The 22,287-nt window shown below is 30.8% G+C and carries 12 protein-coding genes and 1 other annotated feature; of the genes, 5 read left to right on the plus strand and 7 right to left on the minus strand.

The genetic code is table 11. The features are described from left to right. Window positions 1-297 precede the first annotated feature (297 nt). Both CLLI_RS09255 and CLLI_RS14525 read left to right on the plus strand, forming a co-directional pair. Complete coding sequence (locus CLLI_RS09255; RefSeq protein WP_027625804.1) at window positions 298-465, plus strand: zinc-ribbon domain-containing protein; 168 nt, start codon at window positions 298-300, stop codon at window positions 463-465. A gap of 143 nt (window positions 466-608) precedes the next feature. Next, complete coding sequence (locus CLLI_RS14525) at window positions 609-764, plus strand: DUF5670 family protein (RefSeq protein WP_170063692.1); 156 nt, start codon at window positions 609-611, stop codon at window positions 762-764. A gap of 79 nt (window positions 765-843) precedes the next feature. On the opposite strand, the gene CLLI_RS09260 is transcribed toward CLLI_RS14525, so the two are convergent. Then, window positions 844-2,439, minus strand: a complete 1,596-nt coding sequence (locus CLLI_RS09260) for a peptide chain release factor 3 (RefSeq protein ID WP_106063934.1) — start codon at window positions 2,437-2,439, stop codon at window positions 844-846. A gap of 21 nt (window positions 2,440-2,460) precedes the next feature. Beyond that, a complete protein-coding gene (gene trpS / locus CLLI_RS09265) occupies window positions 2,461-3,465 on the minus strand; it encodes a tryptophan--tRNA ligase (protein WP_106063935.1) in 1,005 nt (334 codons plus the stop codon). An 84-nt stretch (window positions 3,466-3,549) separates the two neighbouring features. After that, window positions 3,550-3,790, minus strand: a binding site (T-box leader). Between the two features lie 199 nt (window positions 3,791-3,989). Here trpS and CLLI_RS09270 point away from each other — a divergent pair. After that, window positions 3,990-4,187, plus strand: coding sequence for a hypothetical protein (locus CLLI_RS09270; protein ID WP_106063936.1), 198 nt, complete (start codon window positions 3,990-3,992; stop codon window positions 4,185-4,187). Between the two features lie 63 nt (window positions 4,188-4,250). On the opposite strand, the gene CLLI_RS09275 is transcribed toward CLLI_RS09270, so the two are convergent. From CLLI_RS09275 to CLLI_RS09285, 3 genes are all read right to left on the minus strand, one after another. Continuing rightward, window positions 4,251-12,905: a glycoside hydrolase family 94 protein gene (locus tag CLLI_RS09275; RefSeq protein WP_106063937.1), complete on the minus strand. Its 8,655-nt coding sequence runs from the start codon at window positions 12,903-12,905 to the stop codon at window positions 4,251-4,253. Window positions 12,906-13,008: 103 nt separating this feature from the next. Then, a complete protein-coding gene (gene lysA / locus CLLI_RS09280; RefSeq protein ID WP_106063938.1) occupies window positions 13,009-14,307 on the minus strand; it encodes a diaminopimelate decarboxylase in 1,299 nt (432 codons plus the stop codon). A gap of 28 nt (window positions 14,308-14,335) precedes the next feature. Beyond that, complete coding sequence (locus CLLI_RS09285; RefSeq protein ID WP_106063939.1) at window positions 14,336-15,637, minus strand: M18 family aminopeptidase; 1,302 nt, start codon at window positions 15,635-15,637, stop codon at window positions 14,336-14,338. 167 nt (window positions 15,638-15,804) lie between these two features. Here CLLI_RS09285 and CLLI_RS09290 point away from each other — a divergent pair, with 167 nt between their 5' ends. Both CLLI_RS09290 and CLLI_RS09295 read left to right on the plus strand, forming a co-directional pair. Continuing rightward, on the plus strand, window positions 15,805-16,983 hold the full coding sequence (locus tag CLLI_RS09290) for a cation diffusion facilitator family transporter (protein WP_106063940.1): 1,179 nt from the start codon (window positions 15,805-15,807) through the stop codon (window positions 16,981-16,983). A gap of 72 nt (window positions 16,984-17,055) precedes the next feature. Next, window positions 17,056-18,147: a PRK06851 family protein gene (locus CLLI_RS09295; RefSeq protein ID WP_106063941.1), complete on the plus strand. Its 1,092-nt coding sequence runs from the start codon at window positions 17,056-17,058 to the stop codon at window positions 18,145-18,147. A 35-nt stretch (window positions 18,148-18,182) separates the two neighbouring features. On the opposite strand, the gene CLLI_RS09300 is transcribed toward CLLI_RS09295, so the two are convergent. Further along, window positions 18,183-20,309: a HelD family protein gene (locus CLLI_RS09300; protein ID WP_106063942.1), complete on the minus strand. Its 2,127-nt coding sequence runs from the start codon at window positions 20,307-20,309 to the stop codon at window positions 18,183-18,185. Window positions 20,310-20,330: 21 nt separating this feature from the next. Then, complete coding sequence (ftsH, locus tag CLLI_RS09305) at window positions 20,331-22,256, minus strand: ATP-dependent zinc metalloprotease FtsH (protein WP_106063943.1); 1,926 nt, start codon at window positions 22,254-22,256, stop codon at window positions 20,331-20,333. Between the last annotated feature and the right edge of the window lie 31 nt (window positions 22,257-22,287).

Below are 22,287 nucleotides of genomic sequence, written 5' to 3' on the forward strand. Positions count from 1 at the left end.
TAAAAAATTAAGGGGATAAGTACGCCCTTTCGGGCCGCGGGCGAAGCCCTATTGGATAAAATTTTCAACTGAATTTATAATGGGAAAAATTCAAAAAATAAATTGCCCACTTTAACTTGACACAAACTTTTGAAACTATAATATTGAAATTTATGCCTTTTATGCTATAATCATATTTAGAGATAACTTTCTCTAAATTAATAAAATAGGTTAATTTATTCATGTAATTTAACTCCTTTGTCCTAGGAGAATTAGCCATGAAAAATTAATCCTATAGTTCAAAGGAGGGTTTTTATAATGGCAGATAAGACTATTGTTTGTAAAGATTGTGGAAAAGAATTTATATTCACAGAAGGAGAACAGGAATTTTATAAAGAAAAAGGTTTCGAAAATGATCCTGTAAGATGCCCTGAATGCAGAAAAGCTAGAAAAGCTAGTAGAAACAACATGAGAGAAAGAAGATAAGAGAGGTATTTCCTCTCTTTTTATTTTGTCTAACATTAGCCTTCTAACCTAATTTCTTATTTAACCTATAAATTGTTTCTAATTTGCAAATAATAATATAAAATCACTTTTATTTTAAAAAGTTTTCATGGAGGTTTTGCAATATGGCATTTCTTAGATGGTTAGGAGGATTTGTAATCCTATTTTGGTTAATAGGATTAATATTTAGAATTGGCGGCAATTTAATTAATTTACTTTTATTAGTGGCAGCTTTAATATTTATTATAGATGCCTTATTGGGAAGACGAAAAGGAATTTAAAAAAAGGCTATTACACAGCTAACTATTTTGTTAGTCGTGCAATAGTCTTCAAAATTAGCTATTCACTATAAATAGAATTTTAGTCTTCACTTTTACCTATACCCGATAGTACTATATCTTTGTTATGATCTAAAGCCCAGCTAATTGCCCAATCGCTTTGAAAAAGTAGAATGTTTCTATCCTTTAGATCCTTTACTATTTTAGTATCACTAGTAATACTTAATCTTTCAACATCTATATTACTACTTTCTATCCATCTTACATACTTAAATGGAAGTGTCTCCATTTTAATATCCACATTATATTCATTTCTCATTCTATATTCTAATACTTCCAACTGAAGTACCCCTACTACGCCAACTATTATTTCTTCTATACCAATATTTATTTCTTTGAATACTTGAATTGCTCCTTCTTGAGATATTTCAGTGATTCCTTTTATAAACTGTTTTCTTTTCATAGTATCTACCGTTCTTACTCTTGCAAAATGCTCTGGAGCAAATGTGGGGATACCCTCAAATTTAAGTTTATTGTTACTTTGACATAAAGTATCACCTATACTGAAAATACCAGGATCAAACACCCCTATTATATCTCCAGCATAAGCTTCATCAACTATTTCTCTATCTTGTGCTAAAAACTGCTGTGGTTGAGAAAGCCTAACTTTGTTTCCTCCTTGTACATGGAATACTTCCATACCTTTTTTAAACTTTCCTGAACAAATTCTCATAAAGGCTATTCTATCTCTATGTGCTGGATTCATATTAGCTTGTATTTTAAATACAAATGCTGAAAAATCCTCCGAAAATGGATCCACTTCTCCTATATCAGATTGTCTTCCCAGCGGTGGTGTAGTTAAATTTAAAAACTGCTCTAAGAATGGTTCAACACCAAAGTTAGTTAACGCACTGCCAAAGAATACAGGTGTGAGTTCTCCTCTTCTAACTTTTTTAAGTTCAAACTTATCTCCCGCAATATTCAATAAATCTATATCTTCTATTAATTTATCATGTAATGATTCACCAAGCAAATCTTTGAATACAGGATCATCTACACTGCCTTCAACAGATTCTACAACATTTTGACCATGGTTTCCATCATCAAATACCTCTATTAGGTTTTTATTTCTATCATAAACTCCTTTAAAATCTGCTCCAGACCCTATTGGCCAATTCATAGGATAAGATCTTATACCAAGTACATTTTCTATTTCTTCCATAAGTTCAAAGGGATCTCTACTTTCTCTATCCATTTTATTGATAAAGGTAAAAACAGGTATTCCTCTTAAACTGCATACATGAAATAGTTTTTTTGTCTGCTCTTCTACACCTTTAGCTCCATCTATTACCATAACGGCACTATCTGCTGCCATTAAAGTTCTATATGTATCTTCGCTGAAATCCTGATGTCCAGGGGTATCCAATATGTTTATACAATATCCATTGTAACCAAACTGCATAACAGAAGAGGTTACTGAAATTCCTCTTTGTTTTTCTATTTCCATCCAGTCAGAAACTGCGTGTTTAGAAGCCTTCCTTGCTTTTACTGATCCTGCAAGTCTTATTGCACCTCCGTATAACAGAAGTTTTTCCGTTAACGTAGTCTTACCGGCATCTGGGTGGGATATTATAGCAAATGTTCTCCTTCTTTCTATTTCCTTTATTAAATCCTCCACTACACTCTCTCCTTTTTTATATTATCTAGCTCTTGGAACAAATCCTATTTTCCTTTGCATTTTTGAAAGCATTTTATCTGCTACATAATTAGCTTTATCTGCTCCTTTTTTATATATGGATTCTAAGTAATCCTTATCTTCTAATAACTCTTTTATCCTTTTCTGAACGGGTTCAATTTCACTTATTATTGCTTCTGCTACATCATTTTTTAATTTAGCATAGCCCATGCCATCATATTCTTTTTCTATTTCTTTAATAGTTTTACCAGTAGCAGTGCTTAAAATATTGATTAAATTTTTTATACCTGGCTGTTCATCATTATATTTTATTATACCAATACTATCTGTTACTGCTCTACTTAATTTTTTTCTAACTATATCTGGTGGATCCATAATTAATACATAACTATTTGGATTATCTGAGGATTTAGACATTTTCTTAGCAGGATTTTGTAAATCCATTATCCTTGCTCCAGCTTCTGGCATATATCCATCAGGTACTTTAAAAGTTGGGCTATAAGTATTATTAAATCTAATGGCAATATCCCTACTTAACTCTAGATGTTGTTTTTGGTCACTTCCTACTGGAACTAAATCTGTATTATATAATAATATATCTGCAGCCATTAAAACAGGATAATCTAGAAGACCTGCAGTTACTGATTCACCATATCTTTGAGATTTATCCTTAAACTGAGTCATTCTGCTTAACTCTCCAATATGAGTATAGCAGTTTAAAAGCCATGCGGCTTCGCTATGAGCTGGTACATGGGATTGAATAAATAATGTGTTTTTATCTGGATCTACCCCACATGCAATATATGTAGCTAATACTTCTAAAGTTCTTCTTCTCAATTCTTTTGGCTCTTGTCTTACAGTTATAGCATGTAAATCTACTACACAATAATAGCAATCATACTCATCCTGTAATTTAACCCAGCTTTTTATTGCTCCAAAATAATTTCCTATGGTTAAGTTTCCTGAAGGTTGTATACCACTAAATATTACCTTCTTATTTTCTTCCATTGTTACTTCCTCCTTTTACATATTTTATATATAATTTTCAATAATTTTTTAAATAAAAAACAAATAAAAAACCCTATAGTAAAACTATAGGGCGTATTAACGCGGTGCCACCTAAATTTAAGAAGTTTACACTTCTTCTTTTAATCACAGATACAACTATTATATCCTGTCTCTATATCGTGAGACCTACGTCTAGAACTACTTTTTCATTTCATCTAGATTCTCTAGGACCCATTCAACTTAAACATAATTGTTGCAATTCCACCCTCTACAACTCTCTGTAAATTTGTTTTTAAGCCTACTTGCTTCCCTTCATAGAATAAAATTTTCTTTTCTTATTATCATATTATATGCAAAAAATTTTGTCAATAGTATTATTTCTTCCATAACCCATGTAAGTTACAATCTTTAATATATATTTTTAATGCTTATATAGTTTTAGTAATAATAACCTTCATGAATAGTATTTACATTACGCCAAATACTAAACATATACTATTTTAAAAATATAGGGAGTGATAAAAGTGGCTGACAAACCATATGTTCCAAATGAAAGAGATTATTTAGAAGCTAACCAAAAGATAGTAAAGTCCTATTCTAAAGGTAAAAAAGATTATGCTAAATTACCTGATAATGTGAGAGATCCTATAGTATCAAATAATATAGTCACATGGGAGTTCGATTACACATCCAAAGACATGGAAGAAAACGATTTATTTTAAAATTAAAGTTTCCTATATTTATAAATATAGGGAACTTTAATTTTATTGTTTTTTATACAGCAGTCAACTTTTTACAGTAACCTGCACATTATGATTTCCATCCTTTAAAAACGGAACTATATTATCAATTAACACCTCTCCATTTAGGCTTATGCATCGCTCGCCGCCTTTGCTTATATTAATATTATATACACATTCTCCTCTTCTATATATGATTTTAAATCCATTCCAGTTTTCTGGCATATTAGGGCTCACGGTAAAACCTTTATCTCCTATTAATTTAAAACCCAGTATACCAGTAACAGCTGTAGTATACATCCATCCTGCAGCACCAGTATACCAACTCCAGCCTCCTCTTCCTATATGAGGTTCCACAGCATATACATCTGCTGTAATGACATATGGCTCTACTTTAAATCTTTCACAGTCTAAATATGATCTAGTATGATTAATAGGATTAATCATATTAAATATATTCCATGCTTTGTCGTTAAAACCTATTTTGGTTAAGGCCAAGATATACCATATGGCTGCATGAGTATATTGACCTCCATTTTCTCTTACGCCTGGGACATACCCCTTTATATATCCTGGTTCCAAGGAGGATTTATCAAAAGCTGGGGTTAGCAGCATTACTAATCCTTTATCGTATTTTACCAAATATCTTTCTACAGATAGCATTGCTTCCCTTGCCCTGCTTTCCCTAGCACCTCCTGATATCACTGCCCAAGATTGAGATAAAGAATCTATCTGTGCTTCATCATTTTCTGCAGAACCTAAAGGAGTTCCATCATCAAAATATGCCCTTCTATACCAATTTCCATCCCAAGCATTTGCTTCAATATTTTCTACAATGAAGTTTAGCATTTCATTATACTTATCTTCTTTATTTTTATCTTTTTTAAAGCTGCATATATTTACAAAGTCTTTTAATATGGTATATAAAAACCATCCTAGCCAAACACTTTCACCCTTACCTTTATTTCCAACAGTACTCATTCCATCATTCCAATCTCCAGATCCCATAAGAGGAATATTATGTTCTCCAAATTTAAGAGATTTATCTATAGCCTTTACGCAATGTTCATAAATGCTTCCTTCCTTATCAGATTTTCTTGCTATATTATATCTTTCATTTTCTCCCTCTTTTAAAGGTTCATCTTCTAAATATGGAACAATTTCATCTAATATACTATAGTCTCCTGTATTATTAATATATTGTGAAGTAACATATGGAAGCCAAAGAAGATCATCAGAAAATCTTGTTCTTATACCACTATCTACTACAGGATGCCACCAGTGCTGAACATCTCCCTCTAAAAATTGTCTTGAAGCACTATACAATATTTGATTTCTAGTATATTGCGGCTCTATATATGATATTGCTAAAGAATCCTGTAACTGATCTCTAAAACCATAGGCGCCTCCTGATTGATAAAATGCTGTTCTTGCCCAATATCTACAAGCTATAACTTGATACATAAGCCATCCATTTACCATAATATCCATAGTTTTATCTGGCGTTTCTATTTGTATGGTACCTAATCTATCTTTCCAATAATTTTTAACTTTTTCTAATTCCTTTAGTACATTTTCCATTTTACTGTATTTCTCTAGGGTCTCATCTATTTTATTAATATTTTCATCTTGCCCTAGAAGTACTACTATATATTTTTCTTCATCAGGCTTTAAGCTTATTTTGCTATTCACAGCCATACATGGATCTAGACCAGCACCCACAGTATTTGAAAACTTTATCTTATTAAGTCCCTGTGGGCTTTCTATAAAACCTGACTTACCAATAAACTCCTCCCTGCTTCCAGTACAGGATATATCCTCCCCACCAGCTATCTTAAGGTAAGCTAATAAGTTCCCAAAGTTACTGCTATAAGGATTCTTTGCATATATATATTCCTTCTCATTATTTATATATGTAGAAATATACTGTGCTGTTTGCTGCGGAACTACACCAAGTGCAAGCTGAACATAATAGGTAACAGATAACTTTCTTTCTATGTCAGTATAATTCTTTAATTTTACTATACATAATTTCACACTATCTTCAATAGGTGCAAACATAGAAAATTCGCCCATTATTCCATAAGCCTTATGCTTAAAATTAGAATACCCATAGCTATGCTCTATTATATATTTTCCTCCATCTCTAATTGGTTTAGGGGATATACTCCAAAGCTTTCCGCTGATTTCATCTCTAATATATAATCCCTCTGCCTCGCTGTCCTTAATTGGATCATTAGACCATGTGGTTATTTTATTTTCCCTGCTATTTTTATACCAAGTATAAGAAACTCCGCTTTCTGAAACATGAAATCCAAAATCTCCATTTGATATAACATTAATCCAAGGCGCTGGGGTATTTCTATAGTTATCCAATACAATAATATATTTATCCCCACTAGAATCAAATCCACCCAAACTATTAAAGTAGTTAAGCTTTGGCGTTTCCAATTGGACATTTTTTTCTTTAAATATTAGCTCTGAGTGCTTCAAAACATCTACATTATATTCTGGCTTATCTTTTTTCTTTATTTGAGAAGTAATACTGCCTTTTTCAGGGTCTATAATCAGCCTAGCTATAGAAATTATAAATTTAATATCCTCTTCTGCCATGATAGCTTTATTATATAAGAATACTCCACCAAAACTATTCTCTTTATCTCTTACATGACTAGAATAAACTATATCCCTGATAGCATCCTGTAATGCCTGAATATAAGAACTACTTTCTAAATTTAAAATTATTAAATCTGCTTTTAATCCTTTTAAGCTCCAATATTCATGTGCTTTTATCATTTGCCTTACCATATCTAAATCTTCTTCTTTTCTAAGTAATACTACTACTATAGGTAAGTCACCGGATATACCGTAAGACCATAGAGCTGGTTGACCTTTATCTATGGCTTTAATATAATCTTGTCTTTCCCTAAAGGTATTATTTAAAAATATAATCTTGGATGCCATGGATTGATATAAATTAGCAATAGATGATTTTATGCCTAAATACCTTGTTTCAACTTGACTTTGTGTCCATGCAAGCTCAAATACTCTATTTACATTGTTCCAATCCCTATATTTCATTGCAAGCTTTACAGCTTCCTCCCTGCTCTCTCCTACAGCTGTAATATAAGCTATCTTACAAGTTTCTCCTGGTGGTATTTTTACCCTTACCCTGATGCTTAATATTGGATCCAATACAGCCCCTACAGTATTTGTCAAAGGAGAATCACTTTCCATAACCTCTGGCTTGTTAAGTTCCCTATTTCTTCCTATGAAGTTCCCTCTGCCGGTTTCATATTGAACTTTACCAACAATCTTTTCATCCGCTATAACTGTGTGCATAGCCCATGGCTCTTTTCCATCTTTTTCTCTTTTCCTCCTATAAGCTAATAGACATAAAGGGTTCTCTGTATATTCTGTTTCTATAAATAGATTACTAAAAGCTGGGTGTACTAAATCTGCATTGTAGTGAGTTAATGTAACCTCACAATAACTAGTTATCTCCATTATGCGAGTACTATTGCTATTATTGGTTAGCATAATTTTTCTTATTTCACCATTATCCTCATTTGATACAGCTACTTCTGTAATAGTTTTTATATTTCCATCTATTCTTCTAAATTCTGCCTTATCAAGAGAAAAAATCACCTCATAATTATCTCCTTCATTCTTACAGGGTTGATAATAGCTGCTCCAATACTCATTAGAATTTAAATTTTTAATATAAAAGAAAGCTCCTGTATTATCATTAGTTACATCCTCTTTCCATCTATATATCATCATATTATCTTTTTTACTGTATCCACTGCCGCTATTGGTAACCATAATAGAGTAACTGCCATTAGATAATAAATTGGTTTCCGGGTAAGTTGTTTTGGCAGTTAAAAATTTTCTTACCATACTAACATTATTGTCATTAATAAATATCTTTTCATTAAACTGTTCTTCTCTATCATATACTACAGAACTTGGAACCTTTTCCTGCAGCAATAGTTCGGTTGCCATTACCCTTGGATCTTTATGAAACCTTTCTTGCAAAATATCATTGTTTAATACATTATTCAAGGCCATTAAGCTCATACCCTGATGATGTACCATAAATGATTTTATTACAATAAATTTCTTGCCTTTAGGTAATCTTTCTTTAGTATAGTCTATTGCCTCATATAAACCATATCTTCCTTCAAAACCCTCTTCAATCATCCTCTTTATATTTATAAGAGAGTCTTTCTTTTTTATTTGTAAAGCCATTATTGTGGAATAGGGAGATATAACTAGTTCATTGGAAAGCCCTCTTTTTAATCCTATTCCAGGAACCCCAAAAGATTTATATTGATAATTTAAATTTACATCAAATGCATAAAAAGCTGATTCAGATATTCCCCAAGGTACATCCTTTACCCTTCCATAAAACTTTTGGCTTTCTATAACAAAATTATAAGTGTGATTTAACAAAGTGTCAGGATACTTTTTCATTATAAGTAATGGCATTAGATATTCAAACATAGTTCCACTCCATGAAACCAAGCCTGTATTTCTATTAATAGAAGTTAAGGCTCTGCCAAGTTTAAACCAATGTGATTGTTCTATATCTCCTTTAGCTATGGCCACAAAGCTTGCCTGTCTGGCTTCAGAGGCTAATAAATCGTAATAGCAGTCATCAATTCTGCCCTTTTCCACATCATATCCTATAGAAAATAACTGCTTTGACTCATGAAACAACATTTTAAAATCCATATCTTTACCTATTTTATCTATTTTAAACTTAAGATCCTCTATGGTTTTATAAAGGTTATATATCTCATTTCTGCTTTTAACAATAGATTCATATAGTTTCTTTAAATTTTCATCATTACTAGAATTTCTACTTCCTAATTTTTCTTCTATATCCTGAAGTATAATAATTAAATCTCTTATACTTCTACTGGCTGGCATTGATCCCAATTCCTTCATCAAAGCTATTTCCTTGTCATTAAATAAGCTCATATTTTTTATGTTTAACTCTATATTTTCTTCACTTAATAAATCAATCCAAGGAAATTCATTATAAATATTATTTAAATATTTATCTAATGTACATATTAATTTTATATTCCAATATAACTGTTCTTCTTTTGTATATATATTAACTTTTTCTGAGATCTCCTTTATATCCTTTAATATTCTTGCTAAACCATATATATTCCCATGCCAATTTTGTAAATCTTTAATTTCATTGTTATAATTAGTTTCGTCTATGTTTGCTAATTCCTCATTACACAACCTTAATAAATCAATTAACCCTTTATTTACATTAATATTTACAATGGGCTTTTCCTGAAATTCCTCCATGGATTCATGTATGAGCCATAGATATCCTAATAAATTTCCACTATCTACTGTAGATATATATTTGGGATAAAGAGGTTCTTTACTTTTTGTGTCATACCAATTGTAAAAATGTCCATTGTATTTTTCTAAATCCTCCATGGTGCTTAAAACTTTATTTAATCTGTCAACACATTCATATAGATCTATGTACCCCATATCAAAGGCAGAAATATTTGAAGTAAGTGCCATACCTATGTTAGTTGGAGAAGTTCTATGAGCCACTCCATTCTCCGGATATTCTTGATAATTGTCCGGAGCTAACCAATTATTTTCTTCATTACTAAAGTCTTCAAAATATGCCCATGTCTTTCTACTTAACCTTCTAAGCAATTCTATATCTTCTTCACTTAAAGTTTCAATCTTTTCTTTTTTCTCCTTACTTATGGCATATGCTATATAAGGACTTAAGAACCATACTATACATGAAGGTAAAAATATAAAACCTATGCTGTTTGATCTATAAAAGGCTAAATAAGCTATACCTAAAGCAATAGTACTGCCAATCCACATAGATTGTATAAAATTCTTTAATTTTCTTCCAGAATTAGCTTCAACATCTGCAGCAGTTTGCCATTCTAAAAGATGTTTTTTGCTAATACAAACTCTATATAAAGTTCTAATTATAGCATCTAACATCAGATAGGCTTGATAAGGTAAAAAAGAAAAAATCAAAAAAAACTGTTCTACTTTTATTTTCCAGCTGCTGGCTTTTCCAGAAAGACTTACACCTTTTATAGGATTTATAACAGATTCAGAAACATCAAATAAAATAGGTGCTAATAAAGCTATTACAGCTATTACAAGCCATCTATCTGGGTATGAAAAGAATATTAAGGATAGTACTATTAGTATAATAATAGAAGGCGCTAATAAACTTCTTCTTAAGTTATCTAATATCTTCCACTTGGACAGCTTATTTAATGGAGTTTTCCTAGTAATCCAATGAAGCAGCTGCCAATCCCCTCTTACCCATCTGTGCAGTCGTTTGGAACTAGCGTTATAATAAGCTGGATATCCATCTATTAGCTCTACATCTGTTAATAATGCTGCTCTTACATAAGATCCCTCAAGTAAATCATGACTTAATACTGTATTTTCAGGTATTTCATCTCTAAGCATAAAATTAAATGTATCTACATCATATATCCCTTTTCCTGTAAATATTCCTTCATCAAATAGATCTTGGTACACATCTGATACAGCTATAGTATATAAATCTATACCTGATTCCCCTGAAAAAATTTTTGAAAATAAGGTTTTATTGGAACTAATATTTCCCACGCTTATCCTTGGCTGCATTAAGCCATGCCCTCTCACCACCATTTTTCTTTCTTTGTCTATATAAGGTTTATTTAATTCATGAGCCATGGCTCCTATTAACTTATTGGCACTATCCCTTGGCAGCTGGGTATCTGCATCTAAGGTTATAACATATTTAATTTTATATAGATGCTCTATGTTACCACTTATAATATTATAACTTGTGTTTTTATCACCCCTTATTAAATTGTTAAATTCCATTAACTTGCCTCTTTTTCTTTCCCATCCCAACCATATGTCTTCTTTTTCATTGTATTGTCTATATCTATTAAAAAAATAAAATATATCACTACCATCATTGCTATATTTTTTATTTAGCCCTCTAATACCATCTAAACCGCATTGTACTATATTTTTGTCCTGTTCTTCATATTCATTTTTACTATCCTTAAAATCTCCTAAAATAGCATAATAAATATTTTCACTATTATTAGCTAAATAGTATACCTCTAAATCATTTATAAGCTCTTTTACTCTTTTTTCACTATTTAATAGAGTTGGAATTACCACAATAGTACTATATTCCCCTGGTATACTTTCTTTGAATTCTAGCTTTGGTATAAAAGTGGGCTTTGACAAATGATTTATACTCCAATTAGTTATAGAAATAACTAATTCACTAATGGGAATAAGCAAGAATAGAAAGCCTATTACATACTGCCATGGAGCCATAAAATAATAATTGAATAGGTTTATATAAACTAATATACAAGCAAGAACAATAGTAGCTAGAATTATAAAACCTATATAATAATCAACTTTTCTGTATTCATTTACATTTTTAATTTTTTCTAATCCTTTATCTTTAAATCCTATTTTATTTTTTAAACATTCTTTGCCCTCATCAATAATATAATATCCAACATGTTTACCATAGGGTTTATCCTCTGTATCTTTTGACTCCATAGCACATTCTATGGCCTTTTTCGCTACAAAAGTTTCTCCTAATTTCATGTACCTAGCTAATTTTTCTATTTCCTGTCTATAGTAATCCCTGGATGTAAAATCCATTTTACTATATATATTTGCTGGATCTTCCCTTAAAACTTGCTCCAAATAACTTAGTTTTTCAAAAGATTCTTTCCAATCAAAAGAAGAGGCTTCTCTTATACCTGTTATGCTATTTCCCATAAGCATTCTGAAAAGAGCCTGCCTCTGGTGCTCAAATATTGTTATTCTCCTTGTATTGGTTTCTACCATGTCAAGATTTTCATCAATCCATTTATATATTTCTGGGTTTTCTAAACCGCTGTCTCTTAATACCCTTAATAATTTTTCTGTAAAGTATGGGTTAAAACTAAATTGTTCCCTAAATATTTTTTCTAGAGTTTCTTTATTATCTGAATGTAGTATTAATCTATTGCCTAAATTTTCCCCTTTATCCTTCTCCTTTTGGGCAAATACTATATTATTTGTTACTTTACTTATATTTTGTATTAAAGCTATTTTCAACATGCTAGGTAAAGCCCATAATTCTCCGCTAGTGAGAAGTGTGTGTTTTTGATATTTATTTATAAATTCTTCTATATTTTCTTTATTTATTTTGCCATCTGTCATATATACTATTTTTTTTGCAATGTAATATATTCTTGGATACCCTTTCATTACGCCTTTATATATCACAGGCAAATTTTCATAATAACTTCCGCTCATATTATTTTTTATATTTTTATATTCCTTTTGAATTAAATATAAATTATCTAAAAGCCATTCTCCTGCGGATACTATCTTTTTTTTATTTTTAGCTTCATTGTTTAGGTAATCGTAACCTTCTATAATGTTTCTATAACTTCCGTCTAAACTTTTTATAAGCTTTATTTTAGATTTAATACTTTTATTCATTGGATTATATGGACATTCTTCTATGTCTTTTCCATCACTTTCTTTATCACTATCATAGATAAATTCCAAATCATCTTCATAATTATCCCCTTGTTTGAAGTACTTATAAACCACAAATATAACCAATATACCTAATATAAAAATTGAAGAAATTCCGTAATAAAACATAACAACCCATCCTTTCCATTGTGGTACATGAATCCTTTAGATTATTATTTCCAAGAATACAAAAAAATATTATGGAGAATTACTTTAGTAATTCTCCATAATATTACAATGTCAATTCATTGCTTATTAAATCCTCATAGCTTTGTCTCTTACATATTAATTTTGATCTCCCGTCTTTCACCAATACTACTGCTGGCTTTAGGATTTTATTGTAGTTGCTGCACATGGAATATCCATATGCTCCAGTAGTCATCACTGCTAAAACATCTCCGCTTTTGCATTCAGGTATACTTACATCACTTAATAATATATCCCCAGATTCACAACATCTTCCACTTATAGTCACACACTGCTCTTCAGGATCTTTAACATTACCAGCTAATAAACATTCATATTCAGCATTATAAAGCGCAGGTCTAATATTATCCGTCATTCCACCATCTACAGAAACATACTTTCTTATTTCTGGTATTTCTTTAATGGCTCCTATAGAATAAAGGGTTATTCCTGAATTACCTATTATAGATCTTCCTGGTTCTATACCTAAAGAAGGAAGTTTAATATTCAGTTCTTTTGCTTTAGGTATTGCCCTATTTAGAATAGCATTGCAGTATTCTTCTGTGGATTTTGGTAAATCCCCCTCCTTGTAATATATGCCAAAACCTCCTCCCAAATCTAACTCATCTAATTCATAGTTTAATTTATCCTTTATTTCTTTTATTATATTCATCATTATATCTACTTCTTCTTCATAAGGAGTAGTTTCAAATATTTGAGAACCAATATGGCAGTGGAGACCTACTATATCTATATAATCTGATTTAATGCACTGTTCTACTGCCCTTAAGGTTTCATTTTCTAGTAAAGTAAATCCAAACTTAGAATCTATTTGTCCTGTTCTAATGTATTTATGAGTATGTGCTTCTATCCCCGGAGTTATTCTTAGAAGTACTTTTTGGATTTTCCCTCTTCTTTTTGCTGTTTCATTTATCATTTCTATTTCATGAAAATTATCTACTATAAATCTCCCAACCCCTAATTCCATGCCCATTTCAATTTCTTCTAAAGTTTTATTATTTCCATGAAAATATATTCTTTCCATAGGAAAATTAGCCTTCATTGCAGTATATAGTTCTCCTCCAGAAACCACATCTAAATTTAGTCCCTCTTCTTTTATTATTTGACACATAGCAATAGTTAAAAACGCCTTTCCTGCATAAGCTACTTTATTCCCTAATTCATTAACCTTAAAGTTATCATAATATTCTCTACAGTTTTTCCTTATTAATTCCTCATCAAAAACATATAGTGGTGTACCATATTTTTTAGCTAACTCTACACAGTTTACTCCACCTATATATAAATTATTATTCTTAACTTCCATAGAACCAAATAATCTCATATGTCCATCTCCTTTTTATTACCGCCTATTATAAATTATAAAATTCTTTAAAGGATTCAGTTATATAAAAATGATCTTCTACTCCTCCAAGTTCTCTTATAGAATGCATTCCAAGTATAGCTGTTCCAATATCTACTGATGGTATATTTACATGAGTTGATGATATAGGTCCTATAGTAGATCCTCCTCTTTCATCTGAACGATTCACAAATCTTTGCACAGGAACATTAGCTTTCTTGCATATCTGTTCATAAATTGCAGAAGAGAAACTATCGGAAGTATAACTTTGCCTTGCACTTACTTTAATTACTGGTCCCTTATTGATCATAGGCCTATTTACTGGATCAGCCTTTTCCGATGAATTAGGATGTACAGCATGGGCTAAGTCTGAAGAAATCATAAAGGATTTAGATAATGCTCTAAAATAGGCTTCCTTACCCTTCTCTTCTTTTTCTACTATTCTTTCTAAGATGCTTGATAGCATTATGGAATCAGCACCTTGTTTTGTTGAACTTCCTACTTCTTCATTATCAAAACAAACTAACACATTAGTGGCTTTTGTAGATTTACATTGTACTAATGCCTTTAAAGCTGCATGTACCATGGCTAAATCATCCAGCCTTGAAGAAGATATAAATTCCTTATTCATTCCCATAATGCAGCCTTTTTCATATTCGTATAAAAACAAATCAAAGTCAATTATGCTATCTTTATCAATTTTCAATTCTTCTGCTAATATGTTAAATAAATAATTATCTTTCTCCATGGTATCATTGATAATACCCATTAAAGGAATCATATCCTTTTGTGGATTAAGTTCTATTCCTTTATTTACTTCTCGATTCATATGTATAGCTAGATTAGGTATAACCAATAAAGGTTTATTAATATTAATTAATTTTTCTTCCGGCTCCATAGGATTTCCACTTCTTAATACTACCCTGCCAGCTATTGCTAAAGGTCTATCCATCCATGTATTTAATATGGGTCCACCGTAAACTTCTGTATTTAGTTTTAAGTATCCTCCTTCACACGTCATGTGTGGATTAGGTTTTATTCTAAAGGTTGGAGAATCTGTATGAGTTCCCACAATTTTAAATCCATTTTCTACTACACTATCACTTCCAGTTACAAATGCTATAATAGCTGAATTATTTTTCTTGGTATAATATTTGCCGCCTTTACTTAAACTCCATTTGCCACTTTCCTTTAATTCTTTAAATCCACATCCTAATAATACCTTTTCCACAGTTCCAACAGCCTGAAAAGCTGTAGGACTATCATATATAAACTCTATAAGTTCTTCTGCTAGCTTTAATTTTTCTTCCATAATTCCTATTCCCTCTCATTCTTAAATTTTATATTTTATAATTAGAATATCATACTTATATAACGCTTTCAAATGTGTTATAATAGATGGCAATGGATAATTGGCAATGACAGTAACTTCCATCTGTCATTGCCAATTTTCAACTTTAATAAAGAAGGGTGTTTAATATGTTATCACAATTTTTAGTTCAACATTTTATTAAAGATTATAACGATGTAGAAGACGAGAAAGTTAGAAATAACTATGGTTTTTTAGGGAGTATAGTAGGCATGGTAATTAATAGTATACTCTTTATTGTTAAATTAATTATAGGAATGATAACCAGCAGTATTTCTGTTACTGCTGATGCTTTTAATAATCTTTCCGATGCAGCTTCCTCATTAATTACCTTGCTTGGATTTAAGTTAGCTGCAAAGCCAGCTGATAAAGAGCATCCATTTGGCCACGGAAGAATAGAATATCTTTCTGGGTTGATAGTATCCTTCATGGTAATGCTGGTAGGCTTTGAATTCGTTAAATCATCCTATGCTAGGATAACAAATCCTGTTGCAGTAAAGTTTCAGATAATACCATTTATCCTAATACTTTTTTCTATCGTTACAAAGGTATGGCTTAGCAAATTTAATAACTATATGGGTAAAAAAATTAATTCTTCTGCATTGCAAGCTTCTTCCTTTGATGCTTTAAGCGACGTGACTACCTCTAGTTGTGTAGCTCTATCATTGATATTATCCAAATGGACTCGTTTCCCTGTAGACGGCTATATTGGTATACTGGTTTCTCTATTTATAATGTATTCAGGTTTTACACTTATTAAGGATACCTTAAACCCTATTTTAGGTGAATCTCCAGATGAGGAACTAGTAGATAAAATAACAAATGGAGTATTAAGTTATAAATATATTACAGGAGTTCACGATTTAGTAATACACAATTATGGTCCGGGAAAATTCATGGCATCAATTCATGCCGAAGTGCCTCAAGATATGTCCATAGTTAAAATACATGAAATAATAGATAGGGCAGAAAAGGAATTGTCCTCAAAACTAAATATAATATTGGTTATTCATATGGATCCTATAAATACTAATGATGAAGAAGTAACCACAGCTAAAAAAGAATTAGAAAAAATAATAGAAGATTACCCAATGATCAAATCTTTGCACGATTTTAGAATTGTTGGAGAAGGTGATACAAAGAACTTAATTTTTGACATAGTTATAGATTATAGTCAAGCCATTACAAAAGAATTTAGAAACAATATAAAAGATGAATTAAATGAACGTATAAAGAAAATTCATCCTAATTATAATGTAGTAATTACAATGGATCGAGATTTTATATAATTTATATGTTAACATAGCATACAATCCTGCATAATATATATTGATTCTTATATTATGGAGTGTGAATTTTATATGAGTAAAAAAGAAAGACATCTGTTTCCAGGAAGTAATACTTCACAAGGCTTTTATTCTTTTTTTCAATACATTATACCTGCCAATGAAGCTAGAAGAATTTTTTATATAAAAGGTGGCCCTGGTACTGGGAAATCCTCATTAATGAAAAAAATATCAAAAATATTTTTGGATAATGGTCATACTATTGAATTTTTTCATTGTTCTTCAGATAATGAATCTTTAGATGCTATTGCTATAAAGGATTTAGGTATAGCATTAATTGATGGTACTGCTCCTCATATTAATGACCCAAGTGTTCCTGGTGCTTTGGATGAAATTTTAAATCTAGGAGTTTTCTTAAATGAAAGACAATTAAGTAAAGAAAAAAATAGTATTATAGAAACTTACTCCGCCATAAAAGATAATTTTAACAGAGCTTATGCATATATAAACAGCGCCAAGTCAATCCATGATAATTGGAGCTATTATAATAAGAAAGCTTTAGATGTCAGGGCCTTAAATTCTCTTAATGAAGAATTGAAAAAGGAAATCTTTAAAAGTGACGAAATAGGTTTAGGAAAAGAAAGGCATTTATTTGCTACAGCTTTTACTCCTAATGGCATAGTATCTTATATAGATACTCTTTATGAAGGTTTTCAACACATATATACCCTAAAAGGGGAGCCTGGCACTGGAAAAACTTCTTTGCTTACCTTTCTTAAAGATGAAGCTTTAAGAAGGGGATATTCTATAGAAATATTTCATGATCCATTAATTCCATCTAGAATAGAACATTTAATTATTCCAGATTTGAATACGGCAATACTAACTTCTAATGAAATAAACAATAGTGAATCTATAGGCAAAGAAATTAATATGGATTGCTTACTCAATACAAGATATATTAATAGTGTACAAGATGAAATAGAAGAAAATAAGGATAACTTTTATAAACTATTAAATATAGGATTGAAGAATCTTTCCAAATGCAAAAAACTTCATGATAAACTGGAAAAATATTATGTAGACAATATAGATTTTAATGGAATTGACATTTTATCAGAAAAATTAATAGAAAGATTACTAGTTTATGAAAAAGAAAGTCTGTAAAATAAGGAAAAAGGAAGCTAAAGTTTTAGCTTCCTTTAATAATTTAATTTAAATACATTTAAGTTATGCAAAGCTCTAGTACACATAACATACATCATTTTATCATAGTTGATACTTGATAAATTGTCATCAATTATGATAACTGCATCAAATTCTAACCCTTTTGCAAGATAAGAAGGAATTACAACTTCCCCTGAATTGTAAATGGAATCTTCTTTATCAATTACTTTTATATACATTTTGTTTTTAATTATACTGCTTATATATTCTGTTCTGCTGATATCTTTACATATTACCGCTATACTTTCATACCCTTTCTCTTTCAAACCCTTTAAAGTGCTTACAAGCTTTTTTTGCAGTTCCTTTTCACTATAGATGTTTTCCTCAGTAACCTTTTCCCCGTTTCTTACCAAAGGCACTATACCATTATTGTTTAAATATCTATTGGCATATGTCATAATTTCTTGAGTTGATCTATAGCTCTTTTGAAGATTAAAATTCTTTACATCCCTAAATTCTAAATAATCACCTAAATAATTCATAGGCATAGCCCCTTTTATAGGTATAAGTCTTTGATTACTATCTCCAACTATGGTTAAGGATTGACATCTAGTTAAGTGTTTAATAACTATAAACTGTAGGGCACTGTAATCTTGGGCCTCATCTATAACCACATGCTTTATTTCATCTTTACAGGTAAGTCCCTCTAATTTTATTTTCAAATATAAAATTGGAGCTAAGTCGTCTCTGGTAAGTTGCTTATTATTATTAAACTCATTATATATATCCACAACATTTGGATTATCAATCCATTGCAATTCATTTTTTACCTTTATAACTTTAGAAATAATCTTTCTTATTTCTAATCTTCTTTTAAAATCTAAGTCACTGCCATATGAGTTTGCTTCTTCCGGTGTAAGTTTAGCCAAAGTTTCTTTATAATTTTTCTCTAGTTCTCTTATCTTTTCATTTCTTCTATCCTTTATCTTGGAATATATAATTCTTTTAATTCTTTTACTTCTCTTAAATAGAGGCATGGAATTAAAATATTTATTAAACAATTCCTCTATTTCCTCTTTAGTTGAAATTACTTTTCCTAAAAGTTCTACATTTCTTATTTTAAAATAACAATTGTTTAACTTTACTACCAATTTATCTAATTCATTAATGTAATTAACAGAATTCTTATATAATATACTTTCTATAAAATTCTGATCCCCAATGAGTATTTTCTCCATATAGTCCTTTAAACTCATAACATGGTCTAACCCTATTAACTCTAATGCAAAATCCTTAAAAGTAGCTTGCTTAACACCACCTTCTCCGAGACTAGGAAGAACCATGGATATATACTCCATAAATATATTGTTGGGTCCTAATATAAGCACTTTGTTCTGCAATGTTTTCCTATAATTATATAATAAATATGCAACCCTATGAAGAGCCACTGTAGTCTTACCACTGCCAGCTACTCCATCTACCACTATGGTTCTATTTTTAGGTTGTCTTATTAAATTGTCCTGCTCCTGCTGTATAGTCATAATTATATCTTTTAATTTATCACCTGAGTTACTGCTTAAAACCATTTGTAATATTTCATCTTTTACATCAATTGCTGAATCAAATATTCCTAATAACTTTGCCTTTTTAATTATAAATTGTCTTTTTTCTAAAATGTTTGCCTTAACTTCCCCCATAGGTGCATTATAGGCTGCTTCCCCTAATTTACCTGCATAAAATAAAGCTGCTACAGGAGATCTCCAGTCTATTACTATAGGTTCATAAGCTTCATTGGGAGTAACTCCAAATCTGCCTACATAGATAGTTTCCTCATTTAGGGAATCTTCTTCCATAAAATGAATTTTCCCAAAATATGGTGAAGGAGATAATATAGTTAATTCCCTTAACCTTTTATCTATTAGATTAAACTGTTCTTCTGCAATGAATCTTTCGTGGTCAAAATACTCTGCTACTTGGTCTTCATCATCTTTATGCTCTTCTATTGCATTTTTCCTATATTCTGTTATATTTTTTATTATTGATTTCCTTTTATCTAAGGAATTTACTATTTCTTTATTTATAACAGCTATAGTTTCTTCTAATCTTTCTTTCTCAATATTAAATTGTATTTCTTTTTCCTTATCTAAATCAGAATTATCCATTATTCTGTCACCAACCTAAAATTATTCTAACAATTTAGTATCATTGTTTAAATTATCATCACTTTCATTATTTTCATTATTCTCCACATTATCACCTGTTATACTTGCTTCTTCTCCTTTTACTAAGCTCATAAATTCGTCTCCCATAATGGTTTCCTTTTCTAATAATCTTTCTGCTACCTTAGTTAATAAATCTCTGTTCTTACTCAATACATCTATTGCTTTTTTATGGCCTTCCTTTATTATCTTTAATGTTTCTTCATCAATTTGCGCTTCTGTTTCAGCACTACAATTTTTAACTGGTCTTCCATCAAGATATCTATTTGACATAGATTCCAAACCCATCATATCAAACTTTTCAGTCATACCGTATATAGTGACCATATTTCTTGCTGTCTCAGTGGCCTTTTCAATATCATTTGATGCTCCTGTAGACATAGTATTGAACTCTACCTCTTCCGCCGCTCTTCCTCCAAGCATTACACAAATTTGATCAAACATTTCTTCTTTTGTAACCAAATATTTTTCTTCATCAGGTACTTGCATAGTATAACCTAAGGCTCCCATGGTTCTTGGAACTATTGTAATCTTATGAACAGGATCTGTATGAGTTAAAAGTGCTGCTACTAGAGCATGCCCTACCTCATGAAAAGCTACTGATCTCTTCTCTTTAGGTGATAATATTCTATCTTTCTTTTCTTTTCCTGCTATTATAACTTCAACAGCTTCCTGTAAATCCTCCTGAATAACTTCTTTTCTATTGTTCTTTACAGCCCTTAGGGCAGCTTCATTAATTATATTTGCTAAATCTGCTCCCACTGCTCCTGGAGTAGATTTAGAAATATCTAGCAAATCAACATCTTTAGCCAGCTTAACACCTTTAGCATGGACTTTTAATATTTCTTCTCTTCCTTTAAGATCAGGTCTATCCACAATTACTCTTCTATCAAATCTACCTGGTCTTAAAAGAGCTTTATCCAATACTTCTGGTCTATTAGTGGCTGCTAAAATTACCACTCCTTTTGATGAATCAAATCCATCCATTTCAGAAAGTAACTGATTTAGTGTTTGTTCTCTTTCATCATTGCCTGTTATGTTTCCATCTCTACTTTTCCCAATAGCATCTATTTCATCAATAAATATTATACAAGGAGCCTTTTCCTGTGCTTGTTCAAATAAATCCCTTACTCTAGCTGCTCCCATGCCAACAAACATCTCTACAAAACTAGAACCAGACAGGGAGAAAAATGGTACCTTAGCTTCTCCTGCTACAGCCTTTGCAAGTAATGTTTTACCTGTACCTGGAGGGCCTACTAATAAAGCACCCTTTGGTAATTTAGCTCCTATTTCAGAATACTTTTGAGTATTATGTAAGAAGTCTATTATTTCCACCAAAGATTCCTTTGCTTCTTCTTGCCCAGCTACATCCTTGAAAGTAACCCCTGTTTCGTTTTCTGCATAAATCTTAGCAGTATTTTTACCAAAGGACATAACTCCACTACCCATTTTTTTATCTAATCTGCCAAAAAGAAATCTTCCTAACGCCATGAATATTATAAATGGTAATACCCAATTAAGCATAAAGTTCTTAAATGGTCCATCCTGTTTTGGTATAACTTGATCATAAGGTATATTTGCCTTGTTTAATTTATCAGGCAATTCTTTATCTTCTTCAAATCTGCCAGTATATAGTACCTTATTATTATAGCTTGTATTTTCTTTTGGATAAATAACTATCCTATCCTTAGAAAAATGTACTTCCTTAATTTGATTTTGAGTTATCATGTTAAGAAAATCTGTATATTTTATTTGCTCCGTTTCTGTATTAACTAAATAATCATTAATTAAAAAAACAACTATTGTTACTGCAATAGCATAGTAGATAATATACTTGAATTTGTTGTCATCAAATTTACTTCCATCTTTCTTCCTATTATTATTAACCATCTTTTTCCTCCAACTTATAAAATAAATATTC

The sequence above is a fragment of the Clostridium liquoris genome (genome assembly GCF_002995785.1).
GTDB lineage: Bacteria > Bacillota > Clostridia > Clostridiales > Clostridiaceae > Clostridium_AO > Clostridium_AO liquoris.

Coding starts and splice junctions, on each gene's coding strand:
- CLLI_RS09255 (WP_027625804.1), top strand. CDS start 298: ATGGCAGATAAGACTATTGTTTGTAAAGATTGTGGAAAAGAATTTATA.
- CLLI_RS14525 (WP_170063692.1), top strand. CDS start 609: ATGGCATTTCTTAGATGGTTAGGAGGATTTGTAATCCTATTTTGGTTA.
- trpS (WP_106063935.1), bottom strand. CDS start 3,465: ATGGAAGAAAATAAGAAGGTAATATTTAGTGGTATACAACCTTCAGGA.
- CLLI_RS09275 (WP_106063937.1), bottom strand. CDS start 12,905: ATGTTTTATTACGGAATTTCTTCAATTTTTATATTAGGTATATTGGTT.
- lysA (WP_106063938.1), bottom strand. CDS start 14,307: ATGAGATTATTTGGTTCTATGGAAGTTAAGAATAATAATTTATATATA.
- CLLI_RS09285 (WP_106063939.1), bottom strand. CDS start 15,637: ATGGAAGAAAAATTAAAGCTAGCAGAAGAACTTATAGAGTTTATATAT.
- CLLI_RS09290 (WP_106063940.1), top strand. CDS start 15,805: ATGTTATCACAATTTTTAGTTCAACATTTTATTAAAGATTATAACGAT.
- CLLI_RS09295 (WP_106063941.1), top strand. CDS start 17,056: ATGAGTAAAAAAGAAAGACATCTGTTTCCAGGAAGTAATACTTCACAA.
- CLLI_RS09300 (WP_106063942.1), bottom strand. CDS start 20,309: ATGGATAATTCTGATTTAGATAAGGAAAAAGAAATACAATTTAATATT.
- ftsH (WP_106063943.1), bottom strand. CDS start 22,256: ATGGTTAATAATAATAGGAAGAAAGATGGAAGTAAATTTGATGACAAC.